Genomic DNA, 16,281 nt, shown 5'->3' with positions numbered 1-16,281 from the left:
AGATAATAAAATTCATAAATTTTATGAGTTTGAATGTTAAATAATTAGAATTCAAAAACAGAACTTTCAAAAAGTTGTTTTTATAAAGAATTGCGATTGGTGAAATTGATTCATTGCTAGCCTTCTTTAAGTCGATTTTTAAAGAATTTTCAAAAATAAGACATTATAAAAATTTATCTTAAAATATAATTTTACCTGATTTTACGTTTAAAATGATAATAAAAATCCATTAATTATGAATAACATAGAATGTATTAGGTGATTTTAGTGTGATTTCAATTTACTTGTACAATTTTCTAAAAATCCGTAATTTTACGAATCTTTTTTTACAAACAAAATCTAATAAATAAAAATGAATACAGAACAGTTTGTGAGCCGCCACATTTCCATGAATGAAGCCGATAAACAGGCAATGCTGGAAAAAATTGGCGTTTCAAGTGTTGAAGAGCTCATCTCTCAAACCATTCCTTCTTCTATCCGCTTAGAAAAAGATCTTGATATCTCAGAACCGCTTTCAGAATATGAAATGCTGAACCATTCCAAAGAGCTGGCAGCAAAGAATACTGATTATACAAGCTACATCGGTTTTGGATATCACAATACCTTACTGCCGTCGGCTATTCAGAGGAATGTCTTTGAAAACCCGAGCTGGTACACCGCTTACACGCCTTACCAGGCGGAAATAGCACAGGGAAGACTTGAGGCTCTTCTGAACTTCCAGACTGTTGTGTGCGATCTTACAGGCTTTGGCCTGGCCAATGCTTCTTTATTGGATGAATCTACAGCTGCTGCAGAAGCAATGCATATGTTCTTCAACAACAGAACGAAAGATCAGAAAAAAAGCGGAGCTAATAAATTCTTCGTTTCCGACCTTGTTTTACCTCAGACCGTTTCTGTATTAAAAACAAAAGCCGAAGGTCTTGAGATCGAAATCGTAGAAGGAGATCATGCTACTCATGAATTCGATGGTTCTTACTTCGGAGTGTTATTGCAGTATCCTGGTAAAAACGGAATCGTTTTAGATTATACAGAAAATATTGTTGACTATAAAAAATCAGATCTTCAGGTGGTTGTTGCCTGCGATCCGATGGCTTTGGTTAAATTAAAATCTCCGGCATCCATGGGTGCTGACTGTGCCGTAGGTACAACGCAGAGATTCGGTATTCCGTTGGGGTACGGTGGCCCTCACGCGGCGTTCTTCTCTTGTAAGGAAGACTATAAGAGAGATATTCCGGGAAGAATCATCGGGGTTTCCCAGGATGCTTACGGAAAACGTGCATTAAGAATGGCTTTGCAGACCAGAGAGCAGCACATTAAAAGGGAAAGAGCGACTTCCAACATCTGTACGGCTCAGGTTCTTCTGGCGGTGATGGCAGGAATGTATGCCGTTTACCATGGTCCAAAAGGATTAAATTATATTGCTGATCAGATTCACTTTAAAGCAAATGCTTTAAAAGGAGGGCTTAAAGCATTAGGATATGAAATCGTAGAAGAACCGATCTTTGATACGGTAAAAATCAATCTTAATGAAGATGAAAAGGGAAGACTGATGAGAATGATGCTTGATCATAAACTGAACCTGAACTATTTCACAGAAGGGGTGGTAAGTATTGCGATCAACGAAAGTACGACTTTAGATAAACTGAATATTCTGATGGCTTCTTTCGCTCAGTTTAAAGATAAGCAGACTTTTAAATTAGAAATTAAAGAAGGATACAGCATTCCGGAAGAGAATTTAAGAAAAGACGAAATTCTTACGGAAGAAGTATTCAACAAATACCATACGGAAACAGAATTGATGCGTTACATCAAGCGTCTGGAAAGAAAAGATTTATCATTGACGCACTCAATGATTTCTTTGGGTTCTTGTACAATGAAGCTGAACGCTGCGACTCAGATGCTTCCTCTTTCATGGGAGAACTGGGGAGCTATTCACCCGTTTGTACCGGTAAATCAGGCAGAAGGTTACCAGGAAATGATCCGTGAACTTGAAAAAGATTTAGCGGAAATCACCGGTTTTGCGGGAACTTCTCTTCAGCCGAACTCGGGAGCACAGGGAGAATACGCAGGATTAATGGTGATCAGAGAATATCACATTTCAAGAGGTGAAGGCCACAGAAATGTAGTGTTGATTCCTCAGTCTGCGCACGGAACAAACCCGGCTTCTGCAGCAATGGCGGGAATGAAGATCGTTGTGGTGAAAAACCTTGAAAGCGGAGAAATCGATTTTGAAGACCTTAAAGCTAAAACAGAACAGCATTCTGAAAACCTTTCTTGTGTGATGATCACATATCCGTCAACTTACGGATTCTTCGATGCCAACATTAAAGAAATTACCGCATTGATCCACGAGCATGGCGGACAGGTTTATATGGACGGTGCCAATATGAATGCTCAGGTAGGCTATACAAGTCCGGGAAATATCGGAGCAGACGTTTGCCACTTAAATCTTCATAAAACGTTTGCGATTCCTCACGGAGGTGGAGGTCCAGGAGTTGGCCCGATTTGTGTGGCTAAGCATTTAGTTCCATTCTTACCTTCCAATGCCAATATCAAAATTGGTTCTAAAGATTCTATCGAAGGTATTTCTGCAGCACCTTACGGTTCAGGATTAATCCTTAATATTTCTTACGCTTACATTAAAATGTTAGGAACTTCAGGATTGAAAAAATCGACTGAACATGCTATTTTAAATGCTAATTATTTAAAAGAGATTTTAGCGGAACATTTCCCTATTTTATATTCAAACAAAAACGGAAAAGTAGCGCACGAATGTATCGTAGATTTCAGACAGTTCAAATCGTTAGGAATTGAAGTTGCTGACGTAGCAAAAAGATTAATGGACTATGGTTTCCATGCTCCGACTGTTTCTTTCCCTGTGGCAGGAACATTGATGATCGAGCCTACAGAATCTGAAAGCAAAGCAGAAATCGACCGTTTCGCAGAAGCACTCATCGCGATTAAACATGAAATTGATGAGATCGCCAACGGTGAAGCGGATGCAACAAATAATGTGTTGAAAAATGCCCCTCATACTGAACAGGTAGTTATCTCAGATTCATGGGATAAACCATACAGCAGAGAGAAAGCAGCATATCCATTGGAGTGGGTGAGGGATCATAAATTCTTTGCTTCTGTTTCAAGAATTGATGAAGCTTACGGAGACAGAAACTTAGTTTGTACCTGTGAGCCGATTGAAGCTTATATGTAATTAAAGTTTTTAAATAGATAATAAAGAGGCTGTCCAAAAAGTTTGGACAGCCTCTTTTTTTACGCCTGAAAATTGAACAAGTAATTTTTTATGCTCCGGAGGAGCAATATCTGTGTAGTAGAAAAAAACAATACAATATCGCAAGCACGCCGGAGGTGTGCTATGATAAGATAGAACTCCTACGGAGTTCTGGTACAAGATACTGATATGGATCTACACAGATATTGCTCCGAAGGAGCAAATCCTATGCTGTGCTATAAAATCATTATTTAAATCAGATAAAGTAGCGGCGATTACAAAAAAGGACTATCCAGACTTTTAGGACCGCTTTTTTTTGCATTAAATCATACGCTGTAAAAGAATTTCTTTGTGTGTTAAAAAATTCACGCAGATTTGCAGATTGAGCAGATTTTTTTGTTTGGAAATATTTAAACACAAAGGATAATTGCTATTCCGTTGACTTTAGAAGGCAAAGGCAATAAATTGCTACGCAAAGCGAAACACAAGCTTCATCAAATCAGCTTGCTGATTCATTCTTAGCCTCCTTGAAATCATACGTTGTAAAAGGAATTTCTTTGCGTTAAAAACTTCATGCAAAGAAATCTGCACAATCTGCAAATCTGCGCGAGACTATTTTAACGCAATGGGTAATTTGCTATTCCGCTGACTTTAGCAAAGGCAATAAATTGCTACGCAAAGTGAAACACAAGCTTTATCAAATCAGCTTGCTGATTCATCCTTTGCATTCTTGAAATCATACGCTGTAAAAGAATCTTTGTGTTAAAAGCTTGCAGACTGAGGAGCACTCTAAAAAACCCTCCAACCCTAAAACCCTCAAACTTTCCAACCCTTCCACAAAAAAAGACTGCCCTTCCGGACAGCCTTTCTACTAAAATCTCTACGTTTTTGTAAATACAGCATTCTTTTGCTATATGATCGTGTCGTTCTTAAGTGAATACCACTTAGCCTCGTATGGGGAGATCACTTAGCACCCTAAGGGTATCCCACTTAGCTGCCTAAGTGGAGTACACTTAGGTATGAAATAAGCGGAACGCTTTTACTGAACCGTTAACTCACGCTCGAAAACAGCCGTGCGGGGTTCTTTCAGCAGGTAGCTGCCGGTGAACTGGGTCACGATTTCTAAATGATAACTTCCTGAAGATAATGCGGGAATCACAACGATAAGCTCCGAAGGATTGTTCATTACGATATCGCTTTCTTCTACCATCGTTCTGACATTAGTAGCAGTGTTGACGAAGAATATCCCGACAAACGGATCATTGCCTTCTACTTTAATCTTGCTTCCGGCAATCTTCAGGTTTCTGCCCGGGGTCATAAGATCGTTGACCGAACCGCTCTTCACATCGGTTACCTGCATAATGGCGGAGGAGGTTACTGCAAGACCGAGGATATCGACTTCAATAGTAGGAATCTCTGCTCTCAGCTTATCTCCCTGATTGAACTGGAAGATAATACTGTGCTTATCTTTATTAAACGTCTCCGAAGGGCTATCAAATACTCCGCGAATGGTGGTGCTTGCCATAAAGTAACCAGTATTAATAGAATATCCATCACACAATTGATACGCCATTTCTTTCAGGAAAAGCTCTGTGGCGTGCTCCATTGCTGAAGCAGAGATATCTGCCCCACCACGATTGGCAGCTGACTGGCAGATCTGCTGTACATTGAGACTGCGTTCGCTTGTGGTACGTGCCGTGAAATCATTAGGATTGTCTTTCGTTAAAACGTTATCGTATAGATACGCTTTGATTCTGTGAAGAATTGTTGCCATTGTTTTGTTTTTAAATGGTTGTTAAACTTGTTATTTAAACCCTAACAGGGTTCTCAACCCTGTTAGAGTTAGGGTTAGTATTAATTAATTTAGTTGTTGTCGTATTGCCGCCGCGAGTATTTCGCTCGTGGTCACACCACTATTCGAACCCCGCTTAAAACCGGCACGAGCAAGACACTCACGCCAGCGGGGGGATTAAAATGCTTCAACAATAAAAGATGTAAAACTATTCGAGTTGAATTTTGAATGATTATTTATTCTATAATAAAAAGAATCATTTGCACTGCTAATATAAGTTAGAAATCCTACCGATGAACCAGCCAAAGCTGATATGCTTCCAGAAGTATAAGTTTGCCATGTACTATAGTTGGTATTATTAAATGAGAGCGTGTAAGTAGTAGTGTTTGCATTACTGGAAATACCATACCAAGCAATCCTATCGCAATAATATGAACTTGTACCGGTCGGTGGAGTTAGTGGTCTCATTTGAAAATAATATGTATCTCCTGAATAAATCGCCCTGAATTCTAAATTCCCGACTGACATAGTTTTAATTGCATCAGGATACGATTGATACACCAACTTTCCTGATATGGACCCTGCATCACTAGAATAAACTTGAACAGAAGACCATTTAGGATTAGTTGATGTACCTCTGTTAAATACAAGTCCGGGTCCATTAATATTTGTGGAAGTATTATAAGCTATTAATCCGGTAGCAGGTGAAGCGATAGTGGTTTGATCAGTTATTCCTGTTAAAGCTACTCTGGGAATAAGCATTCCTTTGTTGGTAGAAGCCACTTCTAAGGCTGCGCTGGCGTCCGGACTACTCGTTCCTATTCCGATCTGTCCGTTATCTTTTGCTACAAAGTCCGCTCCTGATGTTCTGGATGTACCATCTGCTTTTGTTCCCAACTTTACCAAGCCATTGGTCGTATCATTGATCCAGGCATCACTGGTGGTATCAGCGGCTGTAGGTGTCCAAACGCTTCCATTCCATCCCAGCACCTGCCCTGAGGTAGCAGACATCTGATTGAGTTTTGCTGCCGTCACGGCACCATCTGCAATTCCTGCAGTCGCTACTGTCCCGAAGCCTAATGTCGTTCCACTTCTTCTCAACACATAGCCGTCTGTTCCTGCGGCAATATCGGTAGGCGATGCTGCGGCATTTGTTGCGTTTCCTTTTACGGTAAAAGCTGCCATATTTGCAAGGTCTGCATTAGCTACGGTCCCGTCAGCGATTTTAGCTGAATTTACCGCATTAGCTGCTATAGTGGTGGCATTGCTGTTGGCAGAAGCTGTTACATCTCCTGTTAATGCAGCTCTTTCAAAGCTTGTTCCATTAAGCCCTATAGATGTTGAACCGGTGTACGTGGTATTGGTATCAGTAGGTGTCACCCATGTTCCGTCTCCTCTTAGAAAAGTTGTAGCAGTAGCTCCGGTAGGGAGCTTGGCAACGGTTACTGCATTATTGGCAAGGTGGGTCGTTGTTACCTTTCCTGCACCTATGGAAGTGGCACCGATATTAGAAATGGCTACGTCTCCTGTTGGGATTACGGCTGTGGCTACATTCGATGCACTACCCACCAAGATGTTTCCGCTGGCAAGAGAGGTGTTTAGGGTGTTGCCGGTTGCGATCTTCTGCCATGCGCTTCCATCAAAATAATAATATCCCGGAGCAGTAATGCTGGCGGTCGCCCCTGCCGGAGCCGAATCAGCAGTGGATGCATACACGATAAGTCCCTTCTGTGCTGTCCCATAGACTGATGCTACGGTTGCGGTACGGATATCATTACCGGATAATTGCGGGATAATGAGTCCTTCAGGTTTGGTTCCGTTGGTTTTAGCGGTGATGTCGAGGGTTGCTTTTGGAGAAGTATTATTAATCCCCACTTGCGCAAATGCTGTGATACTGATAAGCAGAACAGCTGTTGTAATTAATTGTTTCATTGTTTTGTATTTATGTTGTTGTTATATTTTTAAAGACTAATTGGTCTAGGCTTCGACAGGCTCAGCCTGACACGTGAACACTAAGTGCACTAAGATTTTTTTATTTATGATGTGTTTTTAAGTTTCACAAAGCCGTTTCACTTATAAGAGCTCGCTGCTGGGTAAACACGAATGACACTAATGGGTTTCACTAATTTCACGAATGTTGGTTGCCTTGCTGCCTATTTGTACTAAAATAGTAGTGTTATTTGTGCAACCCATTCGTGCTATTTGTGTTTAGATCACGCTGCTGGTTGAGCACTAAGTGCACTAAGATTTTTTTATTTATGATGCGTTTTTTTAGTTTCACAAAGGCGTTGCACTTATAAGAGCTTGCAGAGTTTATCGTCACTTCGAGTAGATTTTGAAAAAATCATATCGAGAAGTTTGTGAGTTTGAGGATGAATGTCATTCCCGATACATTTTTTCTTCACCTTGTTACGAAAAAACACTCGAATTGACGAAACACGAATGGCACTAATGCTTGAACATGAATTTCACAAATGTTATGTGGAATTCTTTGCTGAGATCCCTACGGGATGACAAACAGAGTGGATAATCTCCTTGCTAAAGCATTTGTTTTTATTGGCGTTCAACCATTTGTGTCATTTGTGATAAAACATTAGTGTTATCCGTGTTTAAAATTGGGCGGAGGGCGGCCGAAATGATTGATGGTAATGCGTATAATTTGAAAAGGAAGAGAAGTAATATGAATATCTTTTTCTCGATCCCTTCTTGCGCTTATCAATAGAAAAAAGGAAGATGGTATTGTTTCCTGTTGAAGTTTTACCGGAGAAGAGCTTCCGATAACCGCTATTGAAGATGAATTAGAAAACAGTCCAAGACTATGCTTACCTGTTGGACAGCTTTTATAACATGTATTTTCCGTTGGATTATTTATGGACTTCTTACGAGAAACTTTGGAACAAGAGGTTTTGATCAAAACCCCGGACCACTTCTTAAAAGATGCTTTTCTCAGGTTTTGACTGGAAATATATACTGGAGATTCTGCATACAAATACGAGTCTTCGGATACAAAGACTACAGAATCGGATTGTAAAAAGGTTTGAGCGCTCAGCAATGATGATACCAAGACCGCCAAAAAGCACAACAATACCACGCTTTTGCGTGTGAGGGAGAGGGCTTTGGAGGGAAATATCATTTGTAGTCTCATGTTTTGTAAGAAAGTAGTCTATCGTAGACTACTTTTTTTACGTACAAAGCTCAGCATTGCAAAACTTCTTAAAAAACAGGTGTAAAACGGGGTGTAAATTCCGGCCGTTTTGCGTCAATTTTTTCTTTAAAGACCTTATGATGAACAAAACTAAGAAATTAGAAAACAATTTGTTGTGTTTGGAAGTAAAAAGAATTTGTTTACATTTGTAGCTGAAAAAAGTAGTCTACGATAGACTACTTTTTTTCTGTTATTGCTGGTCAGAGAGAATGGGTTTAGGTGTCTTCCAAAGATTTGACAGATAATTCCATATAATCATGAGTAATCCCTTCGACAGGAAACCAGGACCCAACTCTAAAACAGCCAAACTCTCCGAAACCCCACTAATAAACCTATCGTCAGTTCCCGATACATTTTTTCTTCACTTTGTTACGAAAAAACACTCGAATAGACGAACCCGTCTGCTATCGAAATAATGCAGGTTCATGATTGAAAGAAGAAATTTATCTATTAATCAGTATTCTATTTTATTTTCCAACTTTTGAATGAGTTTCGCCTTCACGACCGTAAAAGCATAATCTTTCGCCTCGGCAAAAGAAATATCATATTTCCTCTCAATATTCCTTAAATCTGAGGGAAATTTTAAGAGCATATTGTCATAAAACTGATCCAGAAATTCCTTGGATGGCATTTCGTAATTAATTTTCAGCTGGAAACGTCTGATCAGAGCGGTATCAATAATTTCAGGATGATTGGTGGCACAAAGCAACAGCGCATTTTCAGGATAATAATCAATCAGCTGGATCAGGGTATTCACCAGCCTTCTCATTTCGCCTACATCTTTATCGTCACTTCCTCTGGCTTTCCCGATCTGGTCGAGCTCATCAAGGAAAAGGACGGATCTTTCCCTCGCCGCTTTATCGAAGATCATCTTAATATTTTGCGAAGTCTCGCCAATTCTTGACGAAACGATATTGCTGAGGTTAAGAATAATAATGTTTTTTCCTAATGCATTGGCGATGGCCTTTGCCGTCATCGTTTTTCCGCATCCCGAACTGCCCTGAAGAAGGACTTTATTGTTTACAGGAAGTCCGTATTTCTGCAATTCCGTGGCGTAGGTATTTTCTTTGATAAGCTGCATCAGCTGTTCCTTATTATGGGGTTCAAGGAATACATCATTGAGGGTTACTTCTTCTTTGTCCTGTATAATAAGGTTGTAGAGATTCATGTGCGGAAAATTTATTGGCAAAGATAAAAGTTTATTCAACAAAAAAGCCGAACAAAAAGCTGTTCGACTCTATCGGCTATTATAAAAATTAAAAATTGTCCTTAGTGTAGATTGTCCTTTGTCTTTGTTGCCCTTTTACTCGCTGTGAGTAAAAGAGCATTCAATCTTTCGAAGATTGAAAACATAAACAATACATTTCATTTGTGTATTCTCAGGCTAAAAAATCCAAGCCATGGAATTGAGATTAATCTCTCTGTTCTCTTTTTACTGTTGCAAAATAAGAAGTAAAAACTACTAAACATGTTGCGATTCCGATGTAAGCGATCATTTTATTGTATTTTTAATTATTTGATTAATTATTGTTAATTTGATATTGCAATATTACGACAATAAAATGACACCTCAAAGAAATAAATATGATGTATATCAGTGTTATAAGTGTGTTAAATTAACTTTTGGGCTAAAATATGTTTACGTAAAATTAATATAAACATGAAAAATTATTTGTGAATTTATTAATTTTTATTCAAAATTTTGCTAATCTTTCAAAGGATGCTGTTTTGTGTTTAATACTTAATAATCAAAATGTGTTGCATAAGATGAAACATGACCTGATTTATATCACCTTTTTTTGATTAAAAAAGCTGAATATTAACAAAATTTAATTTTTAATCCTTCGGAAGTGAAAAAGAATGTGAAATATGAAGGGTAGATCTTGTTGGAAATCTATAAGTTATGCCGTGAAGTAAAGGGTTTAAGAAGGAGTAGTGAATTTATTGAATTTTCATATTTTAGCACCGTGGATTTTCAGTTTATTCAATAATGATCGTATTTACTGATATAATTCCTGATCGGTTTCACAATAGAAACTTCTTCTTTTTCCTTTACCAGTTTGTTTTTTGATGAGTTTTTGTCCGCATTTCGGACAGATCTTTTTCGTGTGAGCCAGCCAATGTTTCTTCAGGGTGAAATCTCTTTTCCATTCGAGAAAATCAAAACTGTAGTTTCTGGCTTCTTTCATTAATTCTTTTATTTTTTTTGGTGGCATTTTACCCAAAACGCTTTCAGGCTGCACGCCGATTCTGAAGAGAACTTCGTTTTTGATGATATTTCCCACTCCTGAAAAGATATCCTGGTCCATTAATGCATCGCAGACCATCATATCCGGATTTGATTTTAATTTTTTCTCTGCTTTTGAAGGATTCCAGTCATCGCTCATGACATCTGCTTCCCAGTCGATGTTTGCTAAAAAGTCTGCATCTACCATTTTTACATGACAGGTGTAAAAATACATTCCGCCGTTTGAAAATAATAAAGCTAATCTGAGCTGTTGGTCAGGTTTTGTTTGTTCGTCGACGCTGTGCGAGCCAAACATCAATAGATGAATTCTTATGGCTACGTCATCGAATACCAGATAAGTCTGCTTTCCGAAAGTCTTTATTTGCTGTAAGGTCTTCCCAAGCAGAATATCCTTATCTATTTTAGCATTTCCGGAAGCTTCTGTGATTTTTTTGCCTTCAAATTTTTGAATGCTTTCTTTCATTAATATGATGGAAGGACCTTCTGGCATAATCTTGTTTTATAGGCGAGATAACAATAATTCTGCCACAATAAAGTTTTAAAAGAAGGACGATAGATGAGTTTCTGAGAAAAACTGACACGATTTGTTTAAAAAAAATAAAATTTGAAGTAATTTTGAAAAATGATGAACTTAAACCAGATTTTCACGAATCAGCGTACAGGAAACAATCCGCATACAAAAGCTTCAAGAACGGATTTTCAGAGAGATTTTGACAGAATTATTTTTTCATCGGCTTTCAGGAGACTTCAGAACAAAACACAGGTTTTTCCGTTGCCGGGAAGTGTTTTTGTGCATAATCGACTTACGCATTCGCTGGAGGTTTCATCAGTTGGGAGAAGTCTTGGCAGCGTAATGGGTGAGTATATCTACAATCAGTATAAAAATCACCTTACGGAAGATGCCGGAAATTTTTACCTGCATAATCTGGGAAACGTGATCGCGGCGGCATGTCTTTGTCATGACGTAGGAAATCCTGCTTTCGGACATTCCGGGGAAGATGCGATTGCCAGTTATTTTGAAAGAAATGAATCTGATCTGAAACCTAAATTTAATGAAAAAGAATGGGCAGACCTGATGAATTTTGAGGGAAATGCCAATGCGATCAGGGTTCTGGCTCAGCAGCAGCAGGGGAAAGATGCAGGAGGAATTCAGCTGACGTTTTCTACACTGGCAAGCATTGCCAAATATCCATGTGAGGCGATTGCTAAAAAGAAAGGAATTATTCACCGGAAAAAGTTTGGCTTCTTTCAGAATGAAAAAGATATTTTTCTGGAAATTGCCAGGGAAACGAATATGATTTCAGAAAGCGAAGAGCCGCATATTTTTAAAAGACATCCTTTTGTATGGCTGGTGGAAGCAGCTGATGATATCTGCTATAATATTATTGATATGGAAGATGCACATCGCCTCGGAATCGTATCTACCGCCGATTGTAAAAATTTATTTTTTGAACTGGTAAGATCTGAAACGGATGATGTGCAAAGAATAGAAACTAAACTGAACTCCATTTCCAACGAAAATGAGCAGATTTCTTATCTGCGGGCAAAAGTGATCAATGCCCTGATCAATAAATCACTGGAAATGTATAAGCAGAACTTTGACAAAATTCTGGAAGGTAATCTGGATAAAGCGCTTCTTGATCTTTACAAGTCTGAAAATACTACTTTACAGGATATTGAAAGTTTCTCCATTGAAAAAATATATAATCATAAAGCAGTCGTTGAAATTGAAAATGCCGGCTACAATGTAATGTATGAACTTCTGGATCACTTCATCCCCTCTATTCTGAAGCATGAGGATGAAAGAAAATCTTATGATAAAAAAGCTCTGAAACTCATTCCGCAACAATTTGTGTATAAGGATGGTACCGATTATCAGAAAGTTCTGGGTGTTATCGACTTCGTTTCCGGAATGACGGATAACTATGCAACGGATCTTTACCGGAAAATAAAAGGGATTGATATCGGAATGACCATGTAATAATATAATGTGAATGATTGAGTTTTTCGTCTGGTTTTCTTCTTAAAACTAAAAACCATATCTTTATGAAGAATACAAATTCATATTAAAAATTAAAAACTATGAGTCTTTTTTTAGTACCCATTATTTTTATCGGGTTAATTATTTTATTTGCTTCTTTTTTTGTTGTAAAACAGGAAACAGCAGTAATCATTGAACGTTTCGGAAAATTTCAGGGTGTAAAGCATTCAGGGCTTCATCTGAAATGGCCCATCATTGATCAGATCGCCAAAAGACTGAACCTGAGAATTCAGCAGCTGGACGTGATGATCGATACCAAAACACTGGATAATGTTTTTATTAAAATGAAAATATCTGTTCAGTATCAGGTAATCAGAACGCAGGTGGGAGATGCCTATTACCGTCTTGAAAATCCGGAAAACCAGATTACTTCTTATGTTTTTGATGTGGTAAGAGCGGAAGTTCCCAAGCTTAAACTGGATGATGTTTTCGTAAAGAAAGATGATATTGCGATTGCGGTAAAAGGAGAATTGCAGGAAGCCATGCAGAGCTATGGCTATGATATCATAAAAGCGCTGGTGACGGATATTGATCCGGATGAGCAGGTAAAACATGCCATGAACAGGATCAACGCCGCTGAAAGAGAAAAAACCGCTGCGGAATACGAATCTGAGGCTCAGAGAATAAGGATTGTTGCTGTCGCAAAAGCAGAAGCAGAGTCTAAAAAACTTCAGGGACAAGGAATTGCCGACCAGAGAAGAGAAATCGCCAAAGGTCTTGAAGAATCCGTAAGAATGCTGAATAATGTTGAAATCAATTCTCATGAAGCATCCGCACTGATTGTCGTTACGCAGCATTATGATACGTTGCATTCCGTAGGATCGAGTAACAGAAGTAATCTGGTACTGTTGCCAAATTCACCAACCGCTGCAAGTAATATGCTGAATGATCTTGTCGTCGCAATGACTGCTGCCAATACGGTAGGAGAGGTTTCCAAAGGAAATTACCCAAAGCCTCCTAAAGATCATAATCATAACACGAATACAGATCTGTAAACTTAAAACCTCAGTTTTTCTGAGGTTATTTTTTTCTTAAAACGTAACATATCAGATTGTTGTTTTGCAAAAGGTGTGGGAATAAATTGAGTCAATTCAATTTGGTATTTTTTATGCTAATACTTCTCACGAGGTCAATTTATGATATAGTTTTAAGGTATCTTAACATCTTTCACTCTTGTTTTATATTTTAAAAATACCTAATTTGACTTTTCTTTTTACACCGAATAACACACACAATAGTAAAATTATATGGACAATCAGCTTGAAATTGAAAATTACAGAATTCGTCAATCGGAAGAATGGGCGGGAAATATTGATGATCAGGAATTGATAAACAGGATACAGGATTCTGATTTCGCAAGACAGCAAAACAGTGACGGTAAAGATTTCTGCTATTTTTTAGATAAAAAGTACCATACGAGCAATACAGAAAATAGTGAATATGTTTGCATGGCCTATACTTTAAATGAGCCTGCCAATCTTGAAAGAGCTTCTGTTTCCGATATTGTTGTTGAAGAAAATGAAGTATATAATATTCACCGGATCAGTGTTTTGAGAGATGGTGTTTTAATTGATAAAATTCCGGATACGAAAATTAAAGTTTTAGACAGTGAAAACCACAGCAGTGGCGGAATATTGAGCAGCAATAAAAAAATTAATATCACCATAAAGGATCTGCGTCTGTATGATATTCTGATCCTTGAAGATTCACGGGTAAAACCATTTACCGACCGCGATTTCTTAAGAAAGGAATTCTCTAAATACGTTTGGGTAAGTCCGGATAATTACTGGGCATATGGAAGTTATAAATTTACCTTTATTAATGAAAGAAATCAAAAGGTAGCCTACAAAAAAACTTTTTTTCAGAGATAAGAATGGTAGTGTTTTAGAGCCTGAAGTACACTATCTGGAAAAGGGTGAAAAATTCATTTTTGAAGAGACCAACTATATCAATCCGGTAGATGCCAACCGTGAGATTTTTCCTTTTATAGATTTTGCGACTGACAACAACTGGATCGAACTTTCCAATTATATTGCGCCTATTTATAATGAGATTTTCAACCAGGCTTCGTTGAAGGATTTTGCTTCGAGTCTCGTAGAAAAATTGGATTCTATTACGGATCAGGATGAGAAAATTCAGTTTGCCATTGAATATGTTCAGAATAATATTTATTATGTTTTCAATGCTGATGAGATGAACGGCCATAAGCCACAGGAACCTGCGATAACTTACGAAAATAAGCAAGGCGACTGTAAGGCCAAATCGGTTTTGCTAAAAGTAATTCTGGATTATATCGGTGTTGACGCTTCTATTGTTCTGGTGAATTTCCATACAGATTTTTATATTAAATATTATCTGCCATCTTTGTTGACGTTCAATCATGCGATTGTGAAAATCAACCATAAAGGTGAAGAATTTTTTGTAGATGCTACGATTCGGGATGAATTCGGTTTGCTTGAGAATCGTGGATTTATTTACTTTATGCATTATCTTGAAGTGAAATCAAACCAGGAATTAAAGGAGAGAAAGGCGTACCGGTATCCTTATTTCTGTGTAGATGAAAAAGTTGATTTTAACGTAAAGGATTCTACAGGAAAGTTAATGTTAACGACAACCTATAGAGGAAATCGTGCCAATGCCATGAGAAGATATTTCAAAAACACCAATAAAAGGGAAGTTATTGACAGCTGGAATAATTTCCTTTTCTACAGCCTGAATTATTCAAATGACAGAAACGGAACAGATATCAGGAATATTTTCAAAGATGCCGCAATTGATATTATCAGCGATGATAAAAAGCTGAATGAATTCAGGATTCAGTATAACGCGACGATTGAAAATCCTTATTTCGTGGATCCTCAGAAAAACCGTTTTCTGATGTATTTTGACCGAAATGTTGTAAAAGCAAGTGCAAGAGATTTTATGCACAAAGATCTTCCGTTCTGGCATAACTTCGACAGTGAAAAGTATGAGATTAATTTATACACCGATCAGAAGATCGATACGGAAGAAAAATATACGGTTCAGGAAAGTACGATCACTAATCCCTATTTTGATTTTAAAAGCCGCAAGAAAGTAAGCAAAAATGGGGCGACAGTTTATATTGAATTTAATCCTCTTGTGAATCTTGAAATTCCACAGGATGAATTTGAAAAGTTCCGTGCCGATCATCATACGGTTGCTGACAGTAATTTCGGTTTGGGAATCGATATTATTGAACCGGGGCTGATGAATATGCTGAAGTTTAATTTTAAGAAAAGGTTTAAATAATAGAATCTGAAAAAAAGAAAAATGATAATACAATTACGGCGGGTTTGCAAAGCAAACCCGCCGTAATTATTAAATATGTATAAAATCTAAACCTCTTTTGTTGTTTTCCGGGAAGGAATTCCTGTAAATTTCTGTTTTCCGATGAGCAATTCAAAGAAGAGCCTGAAATCTGAAATCAGAGACCAGAGCGGATAGCGAAATGTCGCAGGCTTATTTTTTTCAATCACCACATGGCTGAACCAGGCAAAACCATACCCAAATATCGGGACATACCATAAAAACCGCTCTTTACCGGAACTGATAACATAACCAATTACAAAAAACACCAATAAAGTTCCAAGGAAATGAAAAATTCGGGTTCCCATTTTACTGTGTTCAGTAAGGTAAAACTGGTAAAACTCTTTAAATGTTTTTATTCTTTCAGACATGGCATTTGTAGTTTACATTATAAAAAAACCTAAGCAATAAGTTCGCCAATCTGAAGTTCTGTAAAATA

Annotated in this window: 9 protein-coding genes and 1 pseudogene; 4 read left to right on the top strand and 6 right to left on the bottom strand. The window is 37.9% G+C overall.

Annotation, left to right across the window (positions count from 1 at the left end; all coding sequences use genetic code 11):
• Nucleotides 1–352: 352 nt before the first annotated feature.
• Complete coding sequence (gene gcvP / locus AAHI02_RS04560) at nucleotides 353–3,211, top strand: aminomethyl-transferring glycine dehydrogenase (protein ID WP_346985638.1); 2,859 nt, start codon at nucleotides 353–355, stop codon at nucleotides 3,209–3,211.
• 1,057 nt (nucleotides 3,212–4,268) lie between these two features.
• Here the strand turns inward: gcvP and AAHI02_RS04555 are convergent.
• From AAHI02_RS04555 to AAHI02_RS04535, 5 genes are all read right to left on the bottom strand, one after another.
• On the bottom strand, nucleotides 4,269–5,003 hold the full coding sequence (locus tag AAHI02_RS04555) for a DNA-binding domain-containing protein (RefSeq protein ID WP_346985637.1): 735 nt from the start codon (nucleotides 5,001–5,003) through the stop codon (nucleotides 4,269–4,271).
• A 195-nt stretch (nucleotides 5,004–5,198) separates the two neighbouring features.
• A complete protein-coding gene (locus tag AAHI02_RS04550; RefSeq protein ID WP_346985636.1) occupies nucleotides 5,199–6,953 on the bottom strand; it encodes a hypothetical protein in 1,755 nt (584 codons plus the stop codon).
• 667 nt (nucleotides 6,954–7,620) lie between these two features.
• Complete coding sequence (locus AAHI02_RS04545; RefSeq protein ID WP_346985635.1) at nucleotides 7,621–8,154, bottom strand: hypothetical protein; 534 nt, start codon at nucleotides 8,152–8,154, stop codon at nucleotides 7,621–7,623.
• A gap of 526 nt (nucleotides 8,155–8,680) precedes the next feature.
• On the bottom strand, nucleotides 8,681–9,394 hold the full coding sequence (locus tag AAHI02_RS04540; RefSeq protein WP_346985634.1) for an ATP-binding protein: 714 nt from the start codon (nucleotides 9,392–9,394) through the stop codon (nucleotides 8,681–8,683).
• A gap of 832 nt (nucleotides 9,395–10,226) precedes the next feature.
• Nucleotides 10,227–10,964, bottom strand: a complete 738-nt coding sequence (locus tag AAHI02_RS04535) for a DNA-formamidopyrimidine glycosylase family protein (protein ID WP_346985633.1) — start codon at nucleotides 10,962–10,964, stop codon at nucleotides 10,227–10,229.
• 135 nt (nucleotides 10,965–11,099) lie between these two features.
• Between AAHI02_RS04535 and AAHI02_RS04530 the strand changes: the two genes are divergently transcribed.
• The 3 genes and pseudogenes from AAHI02_RS04530 (at nucleotide 11,100) to AAHI02_RS04520 (ending at nucleotide 15,785) form a co-directional block, all read left to right on the top strand.
• The gene (locus tag AAHI02_RS04530; protein ID WP_346986589.1) at nucleotides 11,100–12,455 is read left to right on the top strand and encodes a deoxyguanosinetriphosphate triphosphohydrolase; all 1,356 of its coding nucleotides are present in this window, start codon (nucleotides 11,100–11,102) and stop codon (nucleotides 12,453–12,455) included.
• A 101-nt stretch (nucleotides 12,456–12,556) separates the two neighbouring features.
• Nucleotides 12,557–13,510, top strand: a complete 954-nt coding sequence (locus AAHI02_RS04525) for an SPFH domain-containing protein (protein ID WP_346985632.1) — start codon at nucleotides 12,557–12,559, stop codon at nucleotides 13,508–13,510.
• Nucleotides 13,511–13,762: 252 nt separating this feature from the next.
• Nucleotides 13,763–15,785 (top strand): annotated as a pseudogene (locus AAHI02_RS04520) (DUF3857 domain-containing protein).
• Nucleotides 15,786–15,871: 86 nt separating this feature from the next.
• Here the strand turns inward: AAHI02_RS04520 and AAHI02_RS04515 are convergent.
• Complete coding sequence (locus AAHI02_RS04515; RefSeq protein ID WP_346985631.1) at nucleotides 15,872–16,213, bottom strand: DUF962 domain-containing protein; 342 nt, start codon at nucleotides 16,211–16,213, stop codon at nucleotides 15,872–15,874.
• Nucleotides 16,214–16,281: the final 68 nt, after the last annotated feature.

It is taken from the genome of Chryseobacterium sp. POE27, from assembly GCF_039727685.1.
Taxonomy (GTDB): domain Bacteria; phylum Bacteroidota; class Bacteroidia; order Flavobacteriales; family Weeksellaceae; genus Chryseobacterium.
Note: the sequence above shows the minus strand (reverse complement) of the source record. Positions and strands in the feature narration are given on the sequence as shown.